This is a genomic window from Lacisediminimonas profundi, assembly GCF_008831265.1.
Lineage (GTDB): Bacteria > Pseudomonadota > Gammaproteobacteria > Burkholderiales > Burkholderiaceae_D > Lacisediminimonas > Lacisediminimonas profundi.
The window spans coordinates 162115-183242 of sequence record NZ_VTTH01000003.1; the positions used below are offsets into that span (position 1 = coordinate 162115).

Annotated in this window: 15 protein-coding genes; 11 read left to right on the plus strand and 4 right to left on the minus strand. The window is 62.5% G+C overall.

What is annotated here, in order from left to right; genetic code table 11:
* Window positions 1-921 (minus strand): AAA family ATPase, encoded by a 921-nt coding sequence (locus tag FVE66_RS10510; RefSeq protein ID WP_151447396.1) that lies wholly within the window; start codon window positions 919-921, stop codon window positions 1-3.
* Between the two features lie 154 nt (window positions 922-1075).
* Between FVE66_RS10510 and FVE66_RS10515 the strand changes: the two genes are divergently transcribed.
* The 6 genes from FVE66_RS10515 to FVE66_RS10540 all read left to right on the plus strand — a co-directional run bounded on the left by FVE66_RS10515 (window position 1076) and on the right by FVE66_RS10540 (window position 12160).
* On the plus strand, window positions 1076-2062 hold the full coding sequence (locus tag FVE66_RS10515; RefSeq protein ID WP_151447397.1) for a histone deacetylase family protein: 987 nt from the start codon (window positions 1076-1078) through the stop codon (window positions 2060-2062).
* 63 nt (window positions 2063-2125) lie between these two features.
* On the plus strand, window positions 2126-3763 hold the full coding sequence (locus FVE66_RS10520) for an acyl-CoA synthetase (protein WP_151447398.1): 1638 nt from the start codon (window positions 2126-2128) through the stop codon (window positions 3761-3763).
* Window positions 3764-3889: 126 nt separating this feature from the next.
* Window positions 3890-4798, plus strand: coding sequence for a ribosome biogenesis GTPase YlqF (ylqF, locus tag FVE66_RS10525; RefSeq protein ID WP_151447399.1), 909 nt, complete (start codon window positions 3890-3892; stop codon window positions 4796-4798).
* Window positions 4799-4865: 67 nt separating this feature from the next.
* Window positions 4866-5663, plus strand: a complete 798-nt coding sequence (locus FVE66_RS10530; RefSeq protein WP_151447400.1) for an enoyl-CoA hydratase — start codon at window positions 4866-4868, stop codon at window positions 5661-5663.
* A gap of 239 nt (window positions 5664-5902) precedes the next feature.
* Entirely contained in the window at window positions 5903-8572 is a 2670-nt protein-coding gene (locus tag FVE66_RS10535) for a hypothetical protein (protein WP_151447401.1), read from the plus strand.
* A gap of 597 nt (window positions 8573-9169) precedes the next feature.
* Entirely contained in the window at window positions 9170-12160 is a 2991-nt protein-coding gene (locus tag FVE66_RS10540; protein ID WP_151447402.1) for a hypothetical protein, read from the plus strand.
* Here FVE66_RS10540 and FVE66_RS20380 read toward each other — a convergent pair.
* Genes FVE66_RS20380 through groES form a run of 3 tightly spaced genes read right to left on the minus strand, consistent with a single transcriptional unit; the run spans window position 12146 to window position 14292 of the window.
* Window positions 12146-12313, minus strand: a complete 168-nt coding sequence (locus FVE66_RS20380; RefSeq protein ID WP_206668749.1) for a hypothetical protein — start codon at window positions 12311-12313, stop codon at window positions 12146-12148. The genes FVE66_RS10540 and FVE66_RS20380 overlap by 15 nt on opposite strands.
* Entirely contained in the window at window positions 12313-13962 is a 1650-nt protein-coding gene (groL, locus tag FVE66_RS10545; protein WP_151447403.1) for a chaperonin GroEL, read from the minus strand. Before groL ends, FVE66_RS20380 begins: the two co-directional genes overlap by 1 nt.
* A 36-nt stretch (window positions 13963-13998) precedes the next feature.
* On the minus strand, window positions 13999-14292 hold the full coding sequence (gene groES / locus FVE66_RS10550) for a co-chaperone GroES (protein ID WP_151447404.1): 294 nt from the start codon (window positions 14290-14292) through the stop codon (window positions 13999-14001).
* Between the two features lie 303 nt (window positions 14293-14595).
* Between groES and FVE66_RS10555 the strand changes: the two genes are divergently transcribed.
* The 5 genes from FVE66_RS10555 to FVE66_RS10575 all read left to right on the plus strand — a co-directional run bounded on the left by FVE66_RS10555 (window position 14596) and on the right by FVE66_RS10575 (window position 21102).
* Window positions 14596-15057 carry a MarR family winged helix-turn-helix transcriptional regulator gene (locus FVE66_RS10555; protein WP_151447405.1) on the plus strand — a complete coding sequence of 154 codons (462 nt, stop codon included), beginning with the start codon at window positions 14596-14598 and terminating at the stop codon, window positions 15055-15057.
* Window positions 15054-16550, plus strand: coding sequence for an efflux transporter outer membrane subunit (locus FVE66_RS10560; RefSeq protein ID WP_151447406.1), 1497 nt, complete (start codon window positions 15054-15056; stop codon window positions 16548-16550). The genes FVE66_RS10555 and FVE66_RS10560 overlap by 4 nt, the downstream gene beginning before the upstream one ends.
* The gene (locus tag FVE66_RS10565) at window positions 16547-17785 is read left to right on the plus strand and encodes an HlyD/EmrA/EmrK family protein (protein WP_151447407.1); all 1239 of its coding nucleotides are present in this window, start codon (window positions 16547-16549) and stop codon (window positions 17783-17785) included. Before FVE66_RS10560 ends, FVE66_RS10565 begins: the two co-directional genes overlap by 4 nt.
* The gene (locus tag FVE66_RS10570; RefSeq protein WP_151447408.1) at window positions 17785-19338 is read left to right on the plus strand and encodes a DHA2 family efflux MFS transporter permease subunit; all 1554 of its coding nucleotides are present in this window, start codon (window positions 17785-17787) and stop codon (window positions 19336-19338) included. Before FVE66_RS10565 ends, FVE66_RS10570 begins: the two co-directional genes overlap by 1 nt.
* Window positions 19339-19662: 324 nt before the next feature.
* Entirely contained in the window at window positions 19663-21102 is a 1440-nt protein-coding gene (locus FVE66_RS10575) for a UbiD family decarboxylase (protein ID WP_151447409.1), read from the plus strand.
* The last annotated feature ends 26 nt before the right edge of the window (window positions 21103-21128 follow it).

The window sequence follows — 21128 nt, forward strand, 5'->3', positions numbered from 1 at the left end:
TTATACCCGGACTGACTTGAGCAGTTGCTGAACCAGTTCGCGGCTGGACGAGCCCAGTCCGGAGGCCGAACGCGCCGGCCGCAGCCGGTGGGCGGCAACCGGCACCAGCACTGCCTGTACGTCTTCCGGAATCACGTGGTTGCGGCCTTCCAGCGCCGCCCAGGCGCGCGCCGCCTGCACCAGCGCGATCGCAGCGCGCGGACTCAGCCCCTCGGCGAACAGCCCGCCCTGGCGCGAGGCTTGCACCAGCGACTGCACATAATCGATCAGCGCGTCCGAGGTGTGGACCTCGCGCAGCAGTGACTGTGCCGCCTGCAATTCCTCGGGCTGCATCACCGCCGACATCTGGCGCAGCAGGCTGCGCCGGTCCTCGCCGCGCAGCAACCCGCGTTCGGCCTCGCGGTCAGGGTAGCCCAGCGAAATGCACATCAGGAAACGGTCGAGCTGGGATTCGGGCAACGCGAAGGTGCCGATCTGGTGGGTCGGATTCTGGGTCGCGATCACAAAGAAGGGCTGCGGCAGGTCGCGCGTCACGGCATCGACCGAAACCTGCCCTTCTTCCATCGCCTCCAGCAAGGCGGACTGGGTCTTGGGCGTGGCCCGGTTGATTTCGTCGGCCAGCAGCACCTGGGTGAATACCGGGCCGGGGTGGAACGCAAAGCCGCCTTTTTCGCGGTCGAACACGGAAATGCCGATCACGTCCGCCGGCAGCAGGTCGCTGGTGAACTGGACCCGGTTGAAGCGCAGTCCGAGCGTAGTCGCCAGCGCATGCGCCAGGGTCGTCTTGCCCACGCCCGGCACGTCTTCGATCAGCAGGTGGCCGCCGGCCAGCAGGCACACCAGCGCCTGCCTGATCTGGAAGTCCTTGCCAACCACAATCTCGCCAACTTGCCGCGCGACGGCATGGACTTTTGAAAACATGAATGACCCTTGTTCCGTTCGAGAGGTATTTCCGTATATTGGCGGCAGCATGGACAAAGTCGGGCCAATGACATTGGCACGCTTTGTTTCGCGCTACACTAGGCGCAGCCCACCCAGATTTTATTAGAGAAAGCGTGCCCTCGGGCGGTCTTCCATGACTACAGCAATTTACACCCATCCCGATTGCCAGCGCCATGAAATGGGATCATGGCATCCCGAGTCCCCGGCCCGTTTGCAGGCAATCGAAGATCAGTTGATTGCCAGCCGCATCAGTTCCTTCCTTGATTATCGCCAGGCGCCGGAAGCGCCGGAGCAGGCGCTGGCGAGGGTGCACACAGATGCGGCAATCGCACTGATCCGTGACAACACCCCCAAGTCCGCCGGCAGCAACGGTGGCGACCATTTCGCCGCCGACGACGAGCGGCAGGCCGGTTATTACCCGATCGATGGCGACACGTCGCTCAACGCCTGGAGCTGGCGGGCGGCGCTACGGGCGGCGGGTGCGGCGGTGGCGGCGACCGATGCGGTGATCGCCGGCGAACTGGACAATGCGTTCTGCGCCATACGTCCGCCAGGTCACCATGCCCGGCCTTCGGAGCCGATGGGCTTTTGCCTGTTTAACAATGTTGCCATTGCAGCGCGCCACGCGCTCGAGGTGCATGGATTGCAACGGGTGGCGATCGCCGACTTCGATGTCCATCACGGCAACGGCACGGAAGAGGCTTTTATCGACGATCCGCGGGTGCTGATGGTGAGCTTTTTCCAGCATCCGTTTTACCCTTACACCGGCGCGCAGCCGCTGTCGCGCATCGTGCCCAATTCGGTCAACGTGCCGGTGCCGGCGCACAGCCGTGGCGATACGGTACGCCAGCTGATCGCCGAGCGCTGGTTGCCGGCGCTGGAAGCTCACCGGCCCGAGATGATTTTCATTTCCGCCGGCTTTGATGCCCATCGCGAGGACGACATTGGCCAGATGGGCCTGGTCGAGGCCGACTATGCATGGATCACGCAGCAACTGATGGCGGTGGCGGACCAGCACGGCCAGGGCCGCATCGTCAGCTGCCTCGAAGGCGGCTACAACCTTTCCGCCCTGGGCCGGAGTGTGGTGGCGCATGTGAAGGCGCTGGCCGGGCTGGACTGAGCGGCGCCCCATGGTTACGGGCAAGGCTGGCAGGGCAGGGAAGACAAGAATTTCGGAGACGGCATGAACCAATTCGACATCGGGCTGGAAAAGAATGCGGCCAATTACGCGCCGCTGTCGCCGCTGGGTTTCATGGAGCGCGCGGCGAGCGTGTATCCCGACCGGCTGGCGATCGTGCATGGCGCCCTGCGTGTCACCTGGCGGCAAGCTTACGAGCGCGCGCGGCGACTGGCCAGTGCGCTCTCCGGCAAGGGTGTGGGGCAGGGCGATACCGTTGCCGTGATGCTGCCCAATACCCCGCCCATGGTGGACGCGCATTTTGGCGTGCCGATGACAGGCGCGGTGCTCAATACGCTCAACACCCGCCTCGATGCCGAGTCGATTGCCTTCATGCTTGACCACGGGCAGGCCAGTCTCGTCATCGTCGACCGCGAATTTTCGGGCGTGATGCGGGACGCGCTGGCGCACCTGGGCCGCGAGATACCGGTGATCGACGTCGACGATGCTCTCTACGACGGCCTGGGCGAGCGCATCGGCAGCATCGAATACGAGGAATTCCTTGCCAGCGGCAGCCCCGATTTCTCCTGGTCGCCGCCGGCCGATGAATGGAATGCGATCGGCCTGAACTACACCTCCGGCACCACCGGCAACCCCAAAGGCGTGGTGGTGCATCACCGTGGCGCCTACCTGAACGCGGTGTCGAACGTCATGGTGTGGTCGCTGCCGCGCCATCCGGTTTACCTGTGGACCCTGCCGATGTTCCACTGCAACGGCTGGTGTTTCCCGTGGACTGTGGCGGCGCAGGCTGGCGTCAACGTCTGCCTGCGGCGCGTCGAGGCCGGTGCGATCTGGGACGCGATCCGCGAGCATGGCGTCACGCATTACTGCGGCGCGCCCATCGTGCATACGCTGATCCTGAACGCCCCTGCCGACATGCGGGCCGGCATCAGCCACAAAGTCAGCGCCATGGTGGCCGGCGCGGCGCCGCCGGCGTCAATGATCGAAGGCATGGAAGAACTGGGCTTCGACCTGACCCATGTGTACGGGCTGACCGAAGTCTATGGCCCAGCGGTGGTCTGCGACAAACAGGCCGAATGGGCGTCGCTCGACATCGGCGAACGCGCCCGCCTCAATGCGCGCCAGGGCGTGCGTTACAACCTGCAGGAAGCGGTAAGCGTGCTCGACCCGGCTACCATGCAGCCGGTGCCGGCTGACGGCGAGACCATGGGCGAGATCATGTTCCGCGGGAACATCACCATGAAGGGCTACCTGAAGAACGAAAAGGCCACGCAGGAAGCATTTGCCGGCGGCTGGTTCCATTCCGGCGACCTCGGCGTGATCCATCCGGACGGCTACATCAAGATCAAGGACCGCAGCAAGGACATCATTATTTCGGGCGGCGAGAATATTTCGAGCATCGAGGTAGAGGACGTGCTGTACCGGCATCCGGCCGTGATGGCCGCTGCCGTGGTCGCCATGCCGCACGAGCGCTGGGGCGAAACGCCTTGCGCCTTCATCGAACTCAAGCCCGGCGCCACGCTGACCGAGCAGGAATTGATGGCACACTGCAAACTGCACCTGGCAGGCTTCAAGGTGCCGCGCGCGATCCTGTTCGCCGATTTACCCAAGACATCGACCGGCAAGATACAGAAATTCGAACTCCGGCAAAAGGCCGGCTCGGTAAAGGCGATTGATGTCTGAACGCCATCTGACCGCAGCCTGACCGACGCCTGGCAGCGTGCCGTCCATGATCCGGCCGGCGCGCGGGCGCCGGTTTCCCGGTCCGCTCCAGTAGAATGTCCGCCCCAGCACAGAAAAACGCACAGAATGTCTATTCAATGGTTCCCCGGTCACATGAACGCCGCGCGCAGGAATGCCGCGGAGTCGATGGAAAAGGTCGACATGGTGATCGAGGTGGTTGACGCGCGCGTGCCGCAGGCCAGCACCAATCCGATGATCCATGAACTGCGCAACTTCCGCCAACGGCCGTGCCTCAAGATCCTGAACAAGGCCGACCTTGCCGATCCGGAGGCCACGCGCGCCTGGCTCGACTACTACAACGCGCAAAAGAACGTGCGGGCAGTCGCCTTGTCATGCAAGAAGCCGGCCGATGTGGCAAAGGTGCCCGCACTGGCGATCAAGACCGCGCCGCACCGCGGCACCAGCGAAAAGCCCTTGCGCGCGATGATCATGGGCATTCCCAACGTCGGCAAGTCGACGCTGATGAATGCGCTCCTGAAAAAACGCGTCGCCAAAGTGGGCGACGAACCGGCTGTGACGAAGACGCAGCAACGCCTCTATCTGGGCAACAACATGGTCCTGATCGATACCCCCGGGATGTTGTGGCCGAAGATCATGCATCCGACCGACGGACTGATGCTGGCAGCCAGCCATGCGGTCGGCGTCAATGCCGTGATCGAGGAGGAAGTAGCGGAATTCCTTGCGAAGTTGCTGCTTGATCGTTACGCGCCCTTGCTTGCCGCACGCTATGGTTTCGCCACCGAGGCAATGGATGGCTATGCGGTGCTGGAAGGCATTGCCAAACGCCGCGCCTTGAAACTGAAAGGCGGCGAGCCCGATGTCGGAAAGGCGGCGCATATCCTGTTGCAGGATTACCGCAGCGGCGCAATTGGCCGCATCTCGCTCGAGACGCCACAAAGCCGCGAACACTTGCTGGCCACTTACCAGCCGCCGCCCCGCCTGGGGGAGTCGCAGGAAGAGCAACCGGACGAGTGATCGAGTGATCTAGTGGTCGAGTATGTGCGGCGCCGCTGCCGGCGCCAGGTACAAGGGAGAACAGGATATGGACACCCGACAGCCAGCAGATGACCTGGTGCTGCGAAGCGACAGTCAAGGGGTGGTTACGCTGAAGCTGAACCGTGGCGAGCGCTTCAATCCACTCTCCTCGGAAATGATCGCTGCGCTCCAGCGCGAATTCGACCGGCTGATGTCGGACCAGTCGGCACGCGTCGTGGTGCTGGCGGCAGAAGGCCGCGCATTCAGTGCCGGCCACGACTTGCGCGAGATGCGTGCGAATCCCGACCAGGATTATTACCGCAAGCTGTTCGACCAGTGCAGCAAGATAATGCTGACCATGCAGAAGCTGCCGCAGCCGGTGATCGCGCGAGTGCATGGCATGGCTACGGCAGCGGGCTGCCAACTGGTCGCCACCTGCGACCTCGCGATTGCATCCGACGATGCGCGCTTCGCGGTATCGGGCGTCAACCTCGGCCTGTTCTGTTCCACGCCCGCGGTCGCCCTGTCGCGCAACGTGCATCGAAAGCAGGCAATGGAGATGTTGCTGACCGGCGATTTCATCGATGCCGAAACAGCGATGCGCTTCGGCCTCGTCAACCGCGTGGTGCCGTCGGCCTTGCTCGACGCCGAGATCGCAAGCCTCGCATCGGGCATCTGCGCCAAGCCCATGGTGTCGGTCAAAATGGGCAAGCAACTTTTCTATCGGCAACTCGAAATGGGTACGGCCGCCGCCTACCAGCTCGCCGCGCAGACCATGGCATGCAACATGATGGATGCGTCCGCGCTGGAGGGCGTGCAGGCGTTCCTGGAGAAGCGCACTCCGGATTGGCCTGGCCGCACATGAGTATTTTTTGGCAGAGCGTTCGTTTGCCGATTGAGTTGCCCTTAATCTTTCCATATAGAAATAGTCTTGTTTTATAGCCTTGTTTTATAGGCTTGGGTTATAGCCTTGCTTGATAACTGATCACATAGGTCGATTAGCAAATGCGCGACCGCCTGATTGTGCGGCGGTCGAAACATCGCGGAACCGTGCATTTCCTCTTCTCACCAAGGCAGCTTTGCCGTACCGAAAGAGGAATCACGATGGCCACCCCAGGTTCGCAATCCCCCCAGCAACTGCGTTTTCGCAATCTGTCCGCGCCCTCCACGCCGTCCATGCCGGCCTCGCCCTTGCAGGCCGCGCATGGCGATGCAAAGACGCCGGCCCAAGTTCCCCGGCTACGCCAGCGAAGCCCCCACGGCAGCCCGTACAGCGCACGGCCCATCGGCGCGGCAAGCCCACCGGTCCGTGCGCGCTCGCAGCGCATGCAAAACCTCAGTGCACGCGTGGCCGGCGACGACGACATTCCAGCAGCCGAGCTGGAGCAATTCATGCGGTTCGGGAAGTGGGCATGCAATGTGATCGAGTCCCAGCCGGGGCTGATGTCGCGCCTGGCTGCCGGCGAGGATCTCGACGCACCCGGCTGCTGCCTCAGCCTGCTGCAGGCCTGGGAACGGATTTTTGAACGCATTCCCGAGAACAGCGGGCTCAAGCTGCGGGTTGCCAACTATTTCCTGTGGTCAGCCAACAGCATCGGGCGGCTGACCAGCGCTTCCATGCAGCTGGCCGCACGCCAGGCCGGGGCCGCGAGCTACCTGAAGCTGGACGCCGTGGCGAGCGCCGTGCGTTGGTCGTCGAAGGGTTTCACCGTCGTCGCCCCCTTTCATGCGCTCTTCTATGCGGCAGGCATGTGGCGGGATGGTCTGCGCAGCCGCGAGATCGTCCGCAAAGCCCGCTCCCGGGCACTGAAAGAGTTTGACCGTGCGCTGCATCGAATGGCCAATCCGGGCAAGCACAGCCTCGCTGATGCCCGCGCGCGGGTGGCTTTCATCGCCGCTTGCGGCAAGCTGCCGGAGCTGTCGAAGCCGGCATGGCAGGACGCCTTTCGTGCCCATGCTTCGCTGCTGCGCGATTGCGTTTTCCTGCCGGTCAACCTGCTTGCTTCCGGGCTGGTGCAGTCCGGTGCAACCCAGGATTGGCCGGTCGAGGCGAGCAGTGCCGTGCAGCTGATCGCCGCCCTGCTACAGCTGGGCCAGGGCACCCTTGATGTGATGCAGGGTGCCCGTGCCGAGCTGCCGCGCTCGCTCGCGCTGCGCGACGCTGCCCGCGAGCGCTGCGTCTCGGCGGGACGGTATGCAATCCACCATGGCGAGGCGCTGCAGGCCGACCGTGCCCTGCGCGCCGTTGACATCGTATTCACCGCCCATGGCAATCGGGTGCAGGCAACACAGTCCGCCGAAGTGGCGGGTGCATGGCTGCGCATTGCCAAGGGCCTGTGCATGCTGGCGGCCGCGCTGGCATCGCTGTACACCCTGGCTGCCCAGTTGCGGGAAGGGCGGGTCCTGCCGGACCTGGTGGCCTTGGTCAGCCTGTCGATATATGCCGTCGCCAGCCTCTATTACACGGGTACGGGCTTGAAAGTGCGTGGCCGCGTCAACGCGGCGACCGACACGCGCAATCGCCAGCGGCTGGCACAGTTGCTGATCGCAACGCATACCCGTGACGAGCTGCTGGCTCTTGTGCCGGACGGGAGCAGCCAGCGCTTGCGGGTGCCGCGCGGAAAATTCAGCGCGTCCGCCGGCTTCAACTACCAGGAGTTTGAGTACGAGCCGGCCCGGAATGAATTCCTGGGCATGCATGTCATGGCCTTGCTGATCGACGACATGCTGGACAGTGGCTGGCGCGCATCCGCTCACGGCGAGCAGCGTCTGGCCTGGCTGCGCGACACCGGTCAGATGCGCGAAACCGACTTGCAAGACATGTTGTTGGTGGCGCAGTACAAGGCGCCCGCCTTTCGGCTGGATTACCTGAGGCAGTGCCTGGCGCCGGTGTTCGGTACCAGCTTCGAAGTGGAAGCGGACGGCATGGAGCGGGAGATCAAGCCCGGGGCCGTGGCCGACATTGCCATCCGCCTGTGCCGCATCCATCACATAAGCACTGGCGAGGTCGACACACCGGAACGCGCCTTGCTCGCCTGGAGTCGGATTGCACCCGAGCTGCACCGGACGATTCCGGTGGAGCAGTTCATTCACGCCGTGGGTAAAGTCGCGCGCGAGCATGCCGGGCGCGGTATCGCAACTGGCCCTGCCATCGAACTTCGTGTGCTGCGCAAGCTCGCCAAAGTGGCCAGCCGCGAGCGCAAGGTGCAGCTGGGCGCGATCAGCGACATGTGTGCAGCAGATGCCGCTGTGCTGGCAGCCGTGCTCCCCGGCCGGCAGGCTGCGGCGCTGGCCGCGTTTTGCGAGCTGGTGCGGCGCTATGCGGAAGCTGGCCTGCATGATCGTGCCGCACGCCTGGGCATATTGCAGGAACTGGCACAGGACGCGCTGGCACAGGCCATGATTGCGCGTCCCGCTATCCTCGCGTACCTGGAGTGTGGACACATATTGGGCGGCTTGCTGCAGCAGGTGGACCGGCACAATGACGAGCCGGGGGACGCCGCCGACGATGATGGCGAAGCTGCGCAGGGTGGCCAGCAGACGCAAGGTACAGGTGCGCCAGCAGCGCCGGGAGGCGACGTACCAGCGGACATACCCACCGACATACTGATCGACACACGCATCGACATGCCCGGCGCGACCGCAAACAATCGCAAGCGCTTGCAACGGGTGGCAACCCGGCTGCATCTGCAGGAACGTACCGAGCAATCCCGTGGCGGCGGCCGACGGCTGGCGCCGATCCAGGAGGGCGGCTACACGGTGCAGCAGGATTGAATCTGCGAGGCGCGAGGAGCGAGATGGCGCGGATGCGAAAGCGAATGGCGCCCGCAACCTTAGCGAGCTAGTTTGCTGGTCGATTTTTAGTTGATATCTGTTCGTTGGTGCAGATATCGGCTAGTCGGTCTTGCCGCATCTCACCTGATGCCATCCTCACTGTACACAGGGATGAAACCTGTGCAAGCGCAGCCGATTCCGAACGCGCTTGCGTCAACGCAAGCAGATCGACTTGCCGGGAACCGCACGCATGGTTCGCGCTACATAGGCCGTGCTTGGCTCGTCGCATGGGTTTGGCCCGAACCCGCAATTGCGAGGAATGCTCAATCCGTTCACATGCAGTGTTCGGCAATTGATGGCGTCTGTTCCATAACACCTGTTCATTTTGCGAATCCGCAATCTCGTGTCCGATGGTGGAACCGAAGGGCGATCTCCGACACTTATCGTCTGCTTCAACCAAGCAAGCATTCAGAAAAATGGAGACTGATATGAGATCGGGATTTCGCGAATTTACTTCCGTCCTTGCTGTAACGATTGATGCCAGATGCCCGCCCCACGCAAGGGCTGCACTCAACAACAACCAATGAGGAGATGAACATGGATGGTTCAAGCAATACGGTTTCAAGTTCAAGCAGCGATCCGTACGCGAATAGCATGTTTTCCAATCGCCTGGCCAGGAACATGAACCCTGAGGGCTCCTCATCCGGGCCGAAAGCGCCCATGGTGAAGAGGAGGGATGATTGGGAACATGCAGTCTCCATTCTTACTGCGGATCAAGTCAAAGGCTTCCGGGACAAGTTGAATTGGGTGGCCAGAGAGTGGGAGAAGGAAATCGCCAAGGCGGAGGAGCTGCTCGGCTCAGATGGCTTCAATAAGCTGCTGCAAGCATTGGACAAGGCGTCCTCTTCTGAGTATGCGAGTTTGCGGGAGAGCGCGGAAGACCTGAAGAAAATGCTGGCGTCCAGGCCGGTGCAAAAGGTATTGCACACCAAGGTCAAGCGGATGGAGACCTGGAACAACAGGAGTAGCGCCATCCTCGACGCCTTTCGATCCGACCAGACCAGTCATGACATGATGAATGGACGCAGGCAATCCATTATCTATTACAGCTGGGCGCTCACAAGTGCGGCGCGGGCCGCCACATTCATTGCCTCGATCTACACAAAGAGCGCGGCGCTGACAAATTTGACGATCACCTGCACTGTTGCAGTTCCGGTGCTCGCCGCATTCCACACCGCGACCATGATCAGGGATGTGTACCGTACTGAAGAGTCTTTCTATAAAGAGCGAGCCAAGGCGTACGAGAACATGGACCGGGCCATCCGCTTCATGAAAAACATGGAAGATCCCTCGCCGGCGGACTCCTGGGCCGTCCTGGCCTTCCTTGATGCATGCAAGAAAATTCCGGAACTGTCACCCACCGCGCGACTCGAGGCCGACAAGACTTACTACGCTGCCATGCGTGAAAAATCCTTCTTGCCAGTCAATCTGCTCGCATCTGCTACTGCGCAAATCCTGAACGCAATTGGCTCTCCGTCGATCGGTCAGACCGTCACCTTCGGCTTGTCCGGGCTGGCATATATCGGTCAAGCCTATTGCGACGGATTCCAGGGCAGCGCCGAAGCAGGAAAAGCACAGGAGATCAGGAAATTCGCTCAAAAATGGATAGAAAGGCAGGATGAGGAATTGATCAGCCAGTGGCGAACGAAGGATGATTGGAACACTGCTGTCTGCGAAGTCGTCACCCGGCACATGCTGCGGGTGCTGGGTCAGCAGGGCCTGGAGCTTGCTGGTGGCGTGGTACGCGAGGTGAAGGCCGGCGCCAACGTGGTCAGCGGAGTGGGTTCGATGCAGGTTGCCCTGATGCAGCAGCTAATGAGGCCGGCCAAGCCTGCGCCTGCAAATCTGGTCGGAACATTCATCTCTGTAGTCTCGACAGCGTACATGACTTTTACCGCCACCAAGATGTACAAGCGGGGTGATGAGGTCGTCAACAGCAAGCATCGGCGAGAGGACGCCAGGTTGACGGAGGCACTGTTGGGCACCGACGAGTTGATCGCCCTGATGTGCCAGGAGAATCTGACGGTCGGATTGCGGCTTGTCTCGGGCACCTATGACGAGCGAAGCGGGTTCCCTTATACACACAAGTACGTATCGCCCTACGAAAACGAGTACCTGGCACTGGGTCTGCTGGCACGCCAGGTATCGGAGGTCGTCAATCCGGACACGCCCGAGGGAAAAAGCGAGTCCGTCATCAATGACTTGCGGAAAGTCTGGGGCACGCCGGAAATTGAACTGGCTGCCATGCAGGCGGTTGCCAGGGGTATTCCGGACGAGCGCCGCCGGATCGACTTCATCAAATACCGGCTGTCGTCGCGGTTCAAGGCCGAATACCCATTGGCGACAGATCCGCAGCGCGGCAACGCTGGATCGGCGCCAGCGCAAGACCCGCGACGCGCGCCTGCCTTGCCGTCCGAAGTATTGGTTGATATCGCGATCAAGAAGTTGGCCACGCATGGAGGTTTGAAGAAAACGGTCAAGGTGCCGGCAGATCCGGCCCCCAAGGACCGCAGGGGTGCACTGAAGCATTTGAGTGAAAGTTACCTGAATCTGAAGGGGACTTTCTTCAATCGCTTCGATGAGGACGATTTCCTGATTGCCATGGATCAGGTGTGGGCCACCAGGACACCTTCAAGGGTGACAAGCGATGCCAAGACCGGGCTGTACCACGCTCGGCTCCTGGCCGATTACATCGTAGACCTGCGCGAGCAGCGTGGCATCGCCATCATGACGAATTTGCTCCATGTGGATGGGAAGCAGCTTAGAGTTGCCGCCAGCAAAAATGCGGCGGACGCCTTGCAGGAGCAAGTACGCATTTACTTGAATGCCGAGATACAGCTTGATCGCAAGGCCAAGGCCGGTGCGGCGACAAAGCTGTCGCACATGCCTCTGGTGCAGCGGCTGATCAGCGAGGCCAGGGATGGTGCTGAAACTTCCGATCAGGGCCTGCTTTCCGATCTTGAGTGCAGCAAAGAACTGAAGTACATACTGGCGGAGCTGGACATCGATACAAGCGGCGGCAATGTGGAAGATGACGACAGTATCGTTAGCGCGGCGGATTCGGACGATACAAGTTCGGACGACTCCGAATTTGATGACACTGATGATGGGGCTCGCGGCGGTGTAGGCGGGAAGAACTCGGATGTCGTGATCGATCTGAGCAAAGTGCTCGGCACTCCGGCGGATCACTCCGGAACTGCCAGCGACGGCAGCGATGACTCCCTTTTGGTCGAGGGCGCAGACTCGAGTAGCGATGACTCGATATCCAGCAACGAGAGTAATGGCAGCGCTGCCGGACGCAAGGCGGATACTGGTCCCATGAACGGCGATTCCTCAAGCACCCCGCCGCGAGTGACGAGGCGGCACCGGGCACGCCTTGTGCAAAAGCTGTTTGGGAAGGAGAAGGCGCGCAGGGGTGAATTGATGACCGCGCTGGACTTTGCATTGAAATCAAGCGCCCAATCCACGAATGGAGAGAACCCGCGCGATGCATTTTCGCAGTCGACTACGGTTTCAAAATCCGAATAGCGCCACATGCACGACATGTGCCAGGAAGACTGAAGCCGGCAACCCGTCCGCGTCGGGCACAAAAAAACCCGCTATCGCGAGATAGCGGGTTTTTTCATGATACGGCTGCGTGTTGCGGTAAGCGCCGCGCCGGTTGCCCGGCGCGACAGGCATTACATCATGCCTTCCATTCCGCCCATGCCGCCCATTCCACCCATGCCGCCCATGCCGCCACCAGCCGGCTTGTCTTCAACCAGCTCGGCCACCATGCAATCGGTGGTCAGCATCAGCGAAGCGATCGACGCTGCATTCTGCAGCGCGGAGCGGGTCACCTTGGCCGGATCCAGCACGCCCATTTCGACCATGTCGCCGTAGGTGCCGTTGGCAGCGTTGTAACCGTAGTTACCTTTGCCTTCCAGCACCTTGTTGACGACGACCGATGCTTCTTCGCCGGCGTTCTGGACGATCATGCGCAGCGGCTCTTCGATCGCGCGCAGCACGATGCGGATGCCAGCTTCCTGGTCTGCATTGTCGCCCTTGACCTTCAGGTTGGAGCGAGCGCGCAGCAGGGCCACGCCGCCGCCAGGAACGATGCCTTCTTCAACGGCTGCACGGGTAGCGTGCAGTGCGTCTTCGACACGTGCCTTCTTCTCTTTCATTTCGACTTCGGTGGCAGCGCCAACCTTGATCACTGCAACGCCGCCAGCCAGCTTGGCCACGCGCTCTTGCAGTTTTTCACGGTCGTAGTCGGACGTCGCTTCTTCGATCTGCACGCGGATCTGCTTGACGCGCGCTTCGATGTCGGCAGCCTGGCCGGCGCCGTCGATCAAGGTGGTGTTTTCCTTGCCGATTTCGATGCGTTTTGCCTGGCCGAGGTCGTTCAGGGTGATTTTCTCGAGCGACAGGCCGACTTCTTCAGCCACAACCTGGCCGCCGGTCAGGATTGCGATGTCTTCCAGCATGGCCTTGCGACGATCGCCAAAGCCAGGAGCCTTGACTGCGCAGGTCTTCAGGATGCCGCGGATGTTGTTGACCACCAGGGTTGCCAGCGCTTCGCCTTCGACGTCCTCGGCGATGATCAGCAGCGGACGGCCAGCCTTGGCGACTTGCTCCAGCACCGGCAGCAGGTCACGGATGTTCGCAATTTTCTTGTCGAACAGCAGGATGAACGGGTTTTCCAGGAGAGCGACTTGCTTTTCCGGGTTGTTGATGAAGTACGGCGACAGGTAGCCGCGGTCGAATTGCATGCCTTCGACGATGTCGAGTTCGTCGTTCAGCGACTTGCCGTCTTCAACCGTGATCACGCCTTCCTTGCCGACTTTTTCCATCGCTTCAGCGATGCGCTCGCCGATCGATGCGTCGCTGTTGGCCGAGATGGCGCCGACTTGTGCGATCTCTTTCGAGGTGGTGCAAGGACGGGCAACCGATTTCAGTTCTTCGACGATGGCGGCGACAGCCTTGTCGATACCGCGCTTCAGGTCCATCGGGTTCATGCCGGCTGCAACTGCCTTCATGCCTTCGCGCACGATGCCTTGTGCCAGCACGGTTGCGGTGGTGGTGCCGTCACCGGCGTTGTCAGCGGTCTTGGAAGCGACTTCCTTGACCATCTGCGCGCCCATGTTCATCAGCTTGTCCTTGAGCTCGATTTCCTTGGCGACGGTGACGCCGTCCTTGGTGATCGTCGGGGCGCCGAACGAGCGCTCGATAACAACATTGCGGCCTTTCGGGCCCAGTGTGACTTTGACTGCGTTGGCGAGGATGTTGACACCCTCGACCATCTTGGCGCGCGCTGCGTCGCCGAAAATAACTTCTTTAGCTGCCATATTTTTCTCCTGGATTCTCTGGATTCTGTATCGGGATTAGTCTTTTACGACGATGGCCATGATGTCTTCTTCACGCATCACGAGCAGTTCCTTGCCGTCGACCTTGACTGCCTGGCCGGAGTATTTACCGAAGAGGATGGTGTCGCCGACCTTGACGTCGAGCGGGCGCACTTTGCCGTCTTCCAGGATCTTGCCGTTACCGACGGCCAGGACTGTGCCCTGGTCGGGCTTTTCAGCTGCTTCGCCTGGGAGGACGATACCGGAAGCCGTGGTGGTTTCCTTTTCTTGACGCTCGACGATGACACGATCGTGCAAAGGACGAAGGCTCATACAAACTCCTTAAAAATCAGTTGGTTATATTTATTTGCGGCGACTATCTGCCGCACGGGCACGTCAGCGGGACGGCGTGAGCCATCCACGATCAAGCGGGAGGATAGCACTATTGTTAGCACTCTCTCCCAACGAGTGCTAAGTATAGGGATGCCCCCGTTGTTTATCAAGCTATTAGTCTTGCTGCAATGGTCCGGCGCCTTTCGCTTCGCGGCCGACCGCGAAGCGATGGCCGCTTCAGATGCGTTTCAGAACAGACTTCGCTAGAATGCTTGCCTAGTCAGTAATTGATCGGGCAGGAAAATGACGAAATCCCCCAAACTGTTTTCGACGGTCGGCTACCAGGTCCAGGAAAGTCCCGGCTATCTGCTCGGGCGTGCCCGCCTGAAGCTGGCGAAAACGCTCGATATCCAGATGGCGCCACTGGGCATCACGCATCAGCAGGGTGCGATCCTGATGTTGCTCTGGAACGGGCAATGCCAGACCGCGGCCGACCTGTCGCGCGAGATGTATATCGATTCGGCGTCGATGACCCGCACGTTGGACCGCCTGCAAAAGCGCGGGCTGGTCGAACGGCTTCCGAGCGAGCAGGACCGGCGGGTGGTCAAGCTGAGCCTGACCGAAGCGGGCAGCGCGCTGGCCGCCAACTTGCCGGCCAACTATGTAGAGGTGCTGAACCGCTATTTCGCCCGCTTCAGCAAGGAAGAAACGGAGACCCTGAAGCGGCTGCTGCGCAAGTTGCTGCAGGAGGAGGATCCCGCATGAAACAAGCAATGATCGCGATCGGGCCGATCAGGCAGCTTGCGCTAGCGGCCGCCGCGACCCTGGTGCTGTCCGCATGCGCCAGCCAGGATGGAATCAAGCCAGCGGCATCGGTGGCAAGCGTCGCGGACTACGCCAGCAGCGCGCTGCTGCCGGGCGGCAGTGGTGACTGGCCTGCGCTGGACTGGGCGCGCTCGATCGGCGGCAGCGAGTTGCAGGCCCTGGTTGATGAAGCGGTGCGCGACAACCCCGGCCTCAGGGCTGCGGCCGCGCGGGTGCAGGCGGCTGCAGCGCTGGCCGATTCTGCCCGCTCCGCACGCGCTCCGTCGATCGGCGCGGGCGCCTCGGCAACCTATCAGCGATATACGGAACATGGACTGGTGCCGCCGGCCCTGGCCGGCACTTACAAGACCGACAGCAAGGTGACGCTGGACTTCAGCTACGACTTCGATTTCTGGGGCCGGCACGCCGCTGCGCTGCGTGGCGCGCTGGCGCAGGGCAGGGTGGCACAGGCGGAGCAGCACAGCAGCCGCCTGATCCTGGCCAGTGCGATCGCCCGCAGTTGGCTGCAACTGGCGCGGCAACAGGCCCAGCTTGACCTGGGCAGCCGGCAACTGGCCGCGCGCGAGAAGCTGGAGCATCTGGTGCGCTTGCGCTATGCGGCCGGGCTTGATACGCGCAGCGACAGCGAACAGGCGCGCCAGCAGATTGCGGTGCTGCGCGCCGAGCAGGCGCAGTGGAGGGAAGCGATGGCGCTGACCCGCAACCAGCTCGCCGCCTTGCTGGGCCAGGGGCCGGACCGTGGGCTGCGCATTGCAGCGGGAGCGTTGCCGCAGGCCTCGGTGCTGGCCTTGCCCGACGCGCTGCCGGCGGGGCTGCTCGGACGCCGGCCCGAGGTGGTCGCGGCACGCTGGCGGGTTGAAGCGGCGCAGGGCGACATCGATGTCGCGCGCGCGCAGTTCTATCCCAACGTGAACCTGGCTGCATTCGCCGGGGTGTCGAGCCTGGGCTTGTCGCGCCTGTTCGATCCCGGCAGTCAGATCATCGGCATCGGACCGGCGATCCGCCTGCCGGTGTTTGAAGGGGGCGCATTGCGGGCCCAGTTGAAAGGGCGGGTCGCCGGCTACGACGCCGCAGTGGCTTCCTACAACCAGGCGTTGACCGAAGCATTGCGCGACGTTGCGGATCAGGTGCAGTCGATGCGCGGCGCCGCGGAACAGGCCGGCCAACTGCTGGTCGCCAGCGAAGCGGCACAGCAGGCGTGGCATCTGGCGCGCGAGCGCGAACAAAAGGGCACCGCCAACATGTTGCCGGTGCTGGCCGGCGAGCTGGCTTGGCTGGCGCAGCGCAAGGTGGAAGTCGAGCTGGTGGCGCGGCGTGCCGAGCTGCAGGTCGGCCTGATCAAGGCCTTGGGCGGCGGCTTCGATGCCCGCGCGCTGGCTGCTGATGATGGCGCTGCCGTTGCAAACTCTCCTTCTTCAAAGTCCGGATCATGAATCAAACTGAAACAAATCCCCCAGGCAACGCAGGCAACGCAGGCAACGCAGGCAACGCAGGCAGCGGTGGCAACGGTGGCAGCGCCGGCCGGTCCCGCACGCTATTCATGGCCACGCTGGTGCTGGTACTCGTCGGGCTCGCCTACGGTGCCTGGTGGGCGCTGGCGCTGCGTCACTTTGAAGAGACGGACGACGCCTATGTTGGCGGCAACATCGTGCAGGTGACGCCGCAGGTGGCCGGCACGGTGGTGGCCATTCATGCCGACGACACCGAGCTGGTACAGGCCGGCAAGCCTCTGGTAGAGCTGGATCGCAGCGACGCCGAGCTGGCCTTGCGGCAGGCGCAGGCGCAACTGGCGCAGACGGTGCGGGAAGTGCGCACGCTGTATGTGAACAACAATGCCCTGTCGGCCAATGTCGCCACCCGCGCGGCAGATGCCGCCCGTGCCCGCAGCGATCTCGACCGCCGCCAGCAACTGGCCGGCACCGGCGCGGTATCGACGGAAGACATCGCGCATGCAAAGAGCGTGCTGGAAGCGGCGGAGTCGGGCCTGGTGGCGGCCCGCGAGCAGCTGGCCTCGAATCGTGTGCTGACCGATCGCACTTCGGTGGAAAATCATCCGAACGTACTGCGCGCAGGCACGCAGTTGCACAACGCCTGGCTGGCCTGGACCCGTGCGATGGTGCCAGCGCCGGTGACCGGCACGGTCGCCAAGCGCTCGGTGCAGGTGGGGCAACGGGTGGCGCCCGGCGCGCCACTGATGGCGATCGTGCCGCTGGATGCGCTGTGGGTCGATGCCAACTTCAAGGAAGTACAGGCCACCCACATGCGGGTGGGCCAGCCGGTCACGCTGCGTGCCGACCTGTATGGCAGAGAGGTCACTTACCATGGCAAGGTGGTCGGGCTGGCGGCCGGCACCGGTTCCGCGTTTGCGCTGCTGCCGACGCAGAATGCCAGCGGCAACTGGATCAAGGTGGTCCAGCGCATTCCGGTGCGCGTCAGCCTCGATCCGCAGGAACTGGCGAAGCATCCGCTGCGCGTCGGCCTGTCGATGCACGCCAAGGTCGATATATCAGAGCAGAAGGGCGCACCGGTTGCGCTCGGCCAGGGTGGCTCGCAGCCGGCCCTGCGCACGCAGGTGTTCGACGCCGCCGGCAAGCAAGCTGACGCCATGGTGGCGCGCATCATTGCTGAAAACATTGGCGCGGCGGCGACCGACGGGCAGCGCAAATAATGAGTACACGGCCTGTGCAGCCGCTGCCGCCGCTGGATGGATCGCAGCGAGTGCTGGGCACCATCGCGCTGTCGATGGCGGTGTTCATGAACGTGCTCGACTCGTCGATTGCGAACGTGTCGATCCCTGCGATCTCCGGCGACATGGGCGTGTCGCCGCAACAGGGCACCTGGGTGATCACCTCGTTTGCCGTGGCCAATGCAATCTCGGTGCCGCTGACCGGCTGGCTGACGATGCGCATCGGCCAGGTGAAGCTGTTCGTCTGGTCGATCATGCTGTTCGTGCTGGCGTCCTTCCTGTGCGGCATTGCGCCCAGCATCGAGATGCTGATCGCGGCGCGCGTGCTGCAGGGGGCAGTGGCTGGTCCCATGATTCCACTGTCGCAGTCGCTGCTGCTGGCAAGTTATCCGCCGGCAAAGAGCGGCATGGCGCTGGCGTTCTGGGGCATGACCACGCTGGTGGCGCCGATCATGGGGCCCTTGCTGGGCGGCTGGATCTCGGACAACTACAGCTGGCCGTGGATCTTCTACATCAACCTGCCGATAGGCTTGCTCACGGCCTGGGCTTGCTGGCGGCTCTATCGCCATCGGGAATCGGTGGTGCGAAAACTGCCGATCGACAAGATCGGACTGGCGTTGCTGGTGTTGTGGGTCGGCAGCCTGCAACTGATGCTGGACAAGGGCAAGGAACTGGACTGGTTCAATTCCGGTGAAATCATCGCGCTGACCGCTGTCGCTGTCATCGCCTTCGTCTATTTCGTCGTGTGGGAACGAGGGGAGGCGCACCCGGTGGTCGACCTGTCGCTGTTCAGGGGGCGAAATTTCAGCGCCGGGGTGGTTGCCATTTCAGTGTCTTATGCGCTGTTCTTCGGGAGCCTGGTGGTCTTGCCGCTGTGGCTGCAGACCCAGGTAGGCTATACCGCGACCGACGCCGGCATGGTGATGGCGCCGGTCGGGATACTTGCCATCATCCTGTCCCCGGTGGTGGGGCGGCTGCTGCCGAAGATGGACGCGCGGCTGCTGGCCACCACCGCCTTCCTGGTGTTTGCGCTGGTGTTCTGGTTGCGCTCGAAATTCACGGCCGACGTCGACACCTTCACGCTGATGGTGCCGACCATCATCCAGGGCGCGGCAATGGCGATGTTCTTCATCCCGCTGACGTCCATCATCCTGTCCGGCCTGGGACCGGACAAGATGCCGGCCGCAGCCGGCCTCTCGAATTTCGTGCGCATCATGTTCGGCGGCATCGGCACCAGCATCACGGCGACCATGTGGGACAGCCGCAGCGCAGTGCACCATTCCCAGCTGGCGGAGACCACCGGGCCGCACAATCTCGCATTTACCGAGACAGTGCAATCGCTGGTGTCGGCGGGACTGACCGAGCCGGCCGCCTGGGCCGTGATCGAGCGCCGCATGAGCGTGCAGGCCAGTACGCTGGCCGCGACCGACCTGTTCTGGCTGTCGTCCGTGCTGTTCGTGGTCCTGATCGGGCTGATCTGGCTGACCAGGCCGGTGAAGGGCAAGGCAGCGGTCGATGGCGGCGGCGCGCATTGAACCCGGAGCCAGCGCGCTGGGTCTTTCAGCGTGAGTTTTTCTCTCGGCGAGGGTGAATTTATCTCTACCGGTCCCGCTGATCCGACGCTTATACTCGGTTGAACAAAGACCAAAAATCGCTCGATACGAAGCGGTAGCGGAGACACAGGCAGGATCGTGACGGCTCGCCCCAGGCGGGCAGTCCGGCCGGAAATGTCGTGGCAAGCGATCCGGCTGTTCCTGTCGCCCACCTGCCCCTGTTCCCCTTGCAGCTTCCAGAGCGCCCCCGACAAGAGTCCCGGCGCGGAGCCCGTTTGCGCACGAGACAAGGCAGAGGAAAAAAACATGAACAAGCAATCTGAATCGCGTTCACCGCTGACGCTGCGGAGCTGGCTCGAGCGTCTGGCGCAGACCGACCGCCTGGTGGTGGCGCAGCCGGGGATGGAACTCAAGCACCAGATTGCTGCCATCGGCAAGCGCATGGACACCAGCAAGGCCGTGCTGTTCCCGCAGCCGGGCGGGCATTCGATCCCGGTGGTCACCGGTTTCATGTCGCGGCGCGAATGGATTGCCGAGGCGATGGGCGTGGACAACAGCGAACTGTTGCAGGCCTACCGCCATGCAGCTGAAAATCCCCTTCCCTGGCAGGAAGTGCCGGCTGGCTCGGCGCCTTGCCAGGCAGTCGTGCACCGCGAAGTCGACATGCGCACGCTGCTCCCCATTCCGACCCACAGCGAGCATGACAGCGGGCCCTACATCACCGCCGGCCTGATCATCGCGCGCAACCCCGATACGGGCGTGCAGAACGTCTCGATCATCCGCATCCAGGTAAATTCGAAGGACCGGATGGCGGTGCTGATGCTGCCGCGCCATACCTGGGCCTTCTACCAGGCCTCGGTAAAGAAAGGCGAGCCGCTGCCGGTGGCTGTGGTGATCGGCGTCGATCCGCTGACCTTGCTGGCGTCGCAGGCGATTGTCCCGATCAATCATGACGAACTGGAGATCGCCGGTGCGCTGCACGGTACACCGTTGCGGGTGACCAAATGCCTGACCAGCGAGCTGCGGGTACCGGCCGATGCGGAAATCGTGATCGAGGGCCGGATCCTGATCGACGAACGCGAGATGGAGGGACCTTTCGGCGAGTTTCCCAAGTATTACAGCTCGGCCGAGAAGCGCGAGGTGATCCAGGTCGATGCCGTCACCCACCGGAAGGACCCGATCTACCACACGATCGTGCCGGCCGAGATGGAGCACCTGCTGATGGGCGCGATCCCGCGCGAGGCCACGCTGCTGGCACATCTGCAGCGCAGCTTCCCGGGCGTGCAGGATGTGCACCTGTCAGTCGGTGGCACTTGCCGCTATCACCTCTACGTCAAGCTGCGCAAGCAGCGCGAAGGCGAGCCGAAGAACGTGATACTCGGCGCCTTTGCCGGGCATTACGACGTCAAGCATGTGGTTGTGGTGGACGAGGACGTCGACGTGCATGATCCGAAGCAGGTCGAATGGGCGATCGCCACCCGCTTCCAGGCCGACCGCGACCTGGTTGTCATTTCCGGCGCCCAGGGATCCATACTGGATCCGTCCACCACCGTGGCATTCGCCGGCGAGGAAATTCCCCAGGAAATGCAGGGCATCAGCGCCAAGATGGGCCTGGATGCGACCCGGCCGGTAAGGTACGAGGGCCATGTCTTCACCAAGGTGCACGTACCCGGCGAAGACCGGGATCCGGCGCAGTACCTGCAGGGACCTGCCACTGCCGAGACGCGCAAATTGTTCGCCGAATGAGCGATCACGAATACATACTAAAAACT

Excerpts from the sequence above, each read along its gene's own strand:
- FVE66_RS10510 (WP_151447396.1), bottom strand. The coding sequence starts at position 921 with ATGTTTTCAAAAGTCCATGCCGTCGCGCGGCAAGTTGGCGAGATTGTG.
- FVE66_RS10515 (WP_151447397.1), top strand. The coding sequence starts at position 1,076 with ATGACTACAGCAATTTACACCCATCCCGATTGCCAGCGCCATGAAATG.
- FVE66_RS10520 (WP_151447398.1), top strand. The coding sequence starts at position 2,126 with ATGAACCAATTCGACATCGGGCTGGAAAAGAATGCGGCCAATTACGCG.
- ylqF (WP_151447399.1), top strand. The coding sequence starts at position 3,890 with ATGTCTATTCAATGGTTCCCCGGTCACATGAACGCCGCGCGCAGGAAT.
- FVE66_RS10530 (WP_151447400.1), top strand. The coding sequence starts at position 4,866 with ATGGACACCCGACAGCCAGCAGATGACCTGGTGCTGCGAAGCGACAGT.
- FVE66_RS10535 (WP_151447401.1), top strand. The coding sequence starts at position 5,903 with ATGGCCACCCCAGGTTCGCAATCCCCCCAGCAACTGCGTTTTCGCAAT.
- FVE66_RS10540 (WP_151447402.1), top strand. The coding sequence starts at position 9,170 with ATGGATGGTTCAAGCAATACGGTTTCAAGTTCAAGCAGCGATCCGTAC.
- FVE66_RS20380 (WP_206668749.1), bottom strand. The coding sequence starts at position 12,313 with ATGCCTGTCGCGCCGGGCAACCGGCGCGGCGCTTACCGCAACACGCAG.
- groL (WP_151447403.1), bottom strand. The coding sequence starts at position 13,962 with ATGGCAGCTAAAGAAGTTATTTTCGGCGACGCAGCGCGCGCCAAGATG.
- groES (WP_151447404.1), bottom strand. The coding sequence starts at position 14,292 with ATGAGCCTTCGTCCTTTGCACGATCGTGTCATCGTCGAGCGTCAAGAA.
- FVE66_RS10555 (WP_151447405.1), top strand. The coding sequence starts at position 14,596 with ATGACGAAATCCCCCAAACTGTTTTCGACGGTCGGCTACCAGGTCCAG.
- FVE66_RS10560 (WP_151447406.1), top strand. The coding sequence starts at position 15,054 with ATGAAACAAGCAATGATCGCGATCGGGCCGATCAGGCAGCTTGCGCTA.
- FVE66_RS10565 (WP_151447407.1), top strand. The coding sequence starts at position 16,547 with ATGAATCAAACTGAAACAAATCCCCCAGGCAACGCAGGCAACGCAGGC.
- FVE66_RS10570 (WP_151447408.1), top strand. The coding sequence starts at position 17,785 with ATGAGTACACGGCCTGTGCAGCCGCTGCCGCCGCTGGATGGATCGCAG.
- FVE66_RS10575 (WP_151447409.1), top strand. The coding sequence starts at position 19,663 with ATGAACAAGCAATCTGAATCGCGTTCACCGCTGACGCTGCGGAGCTGG.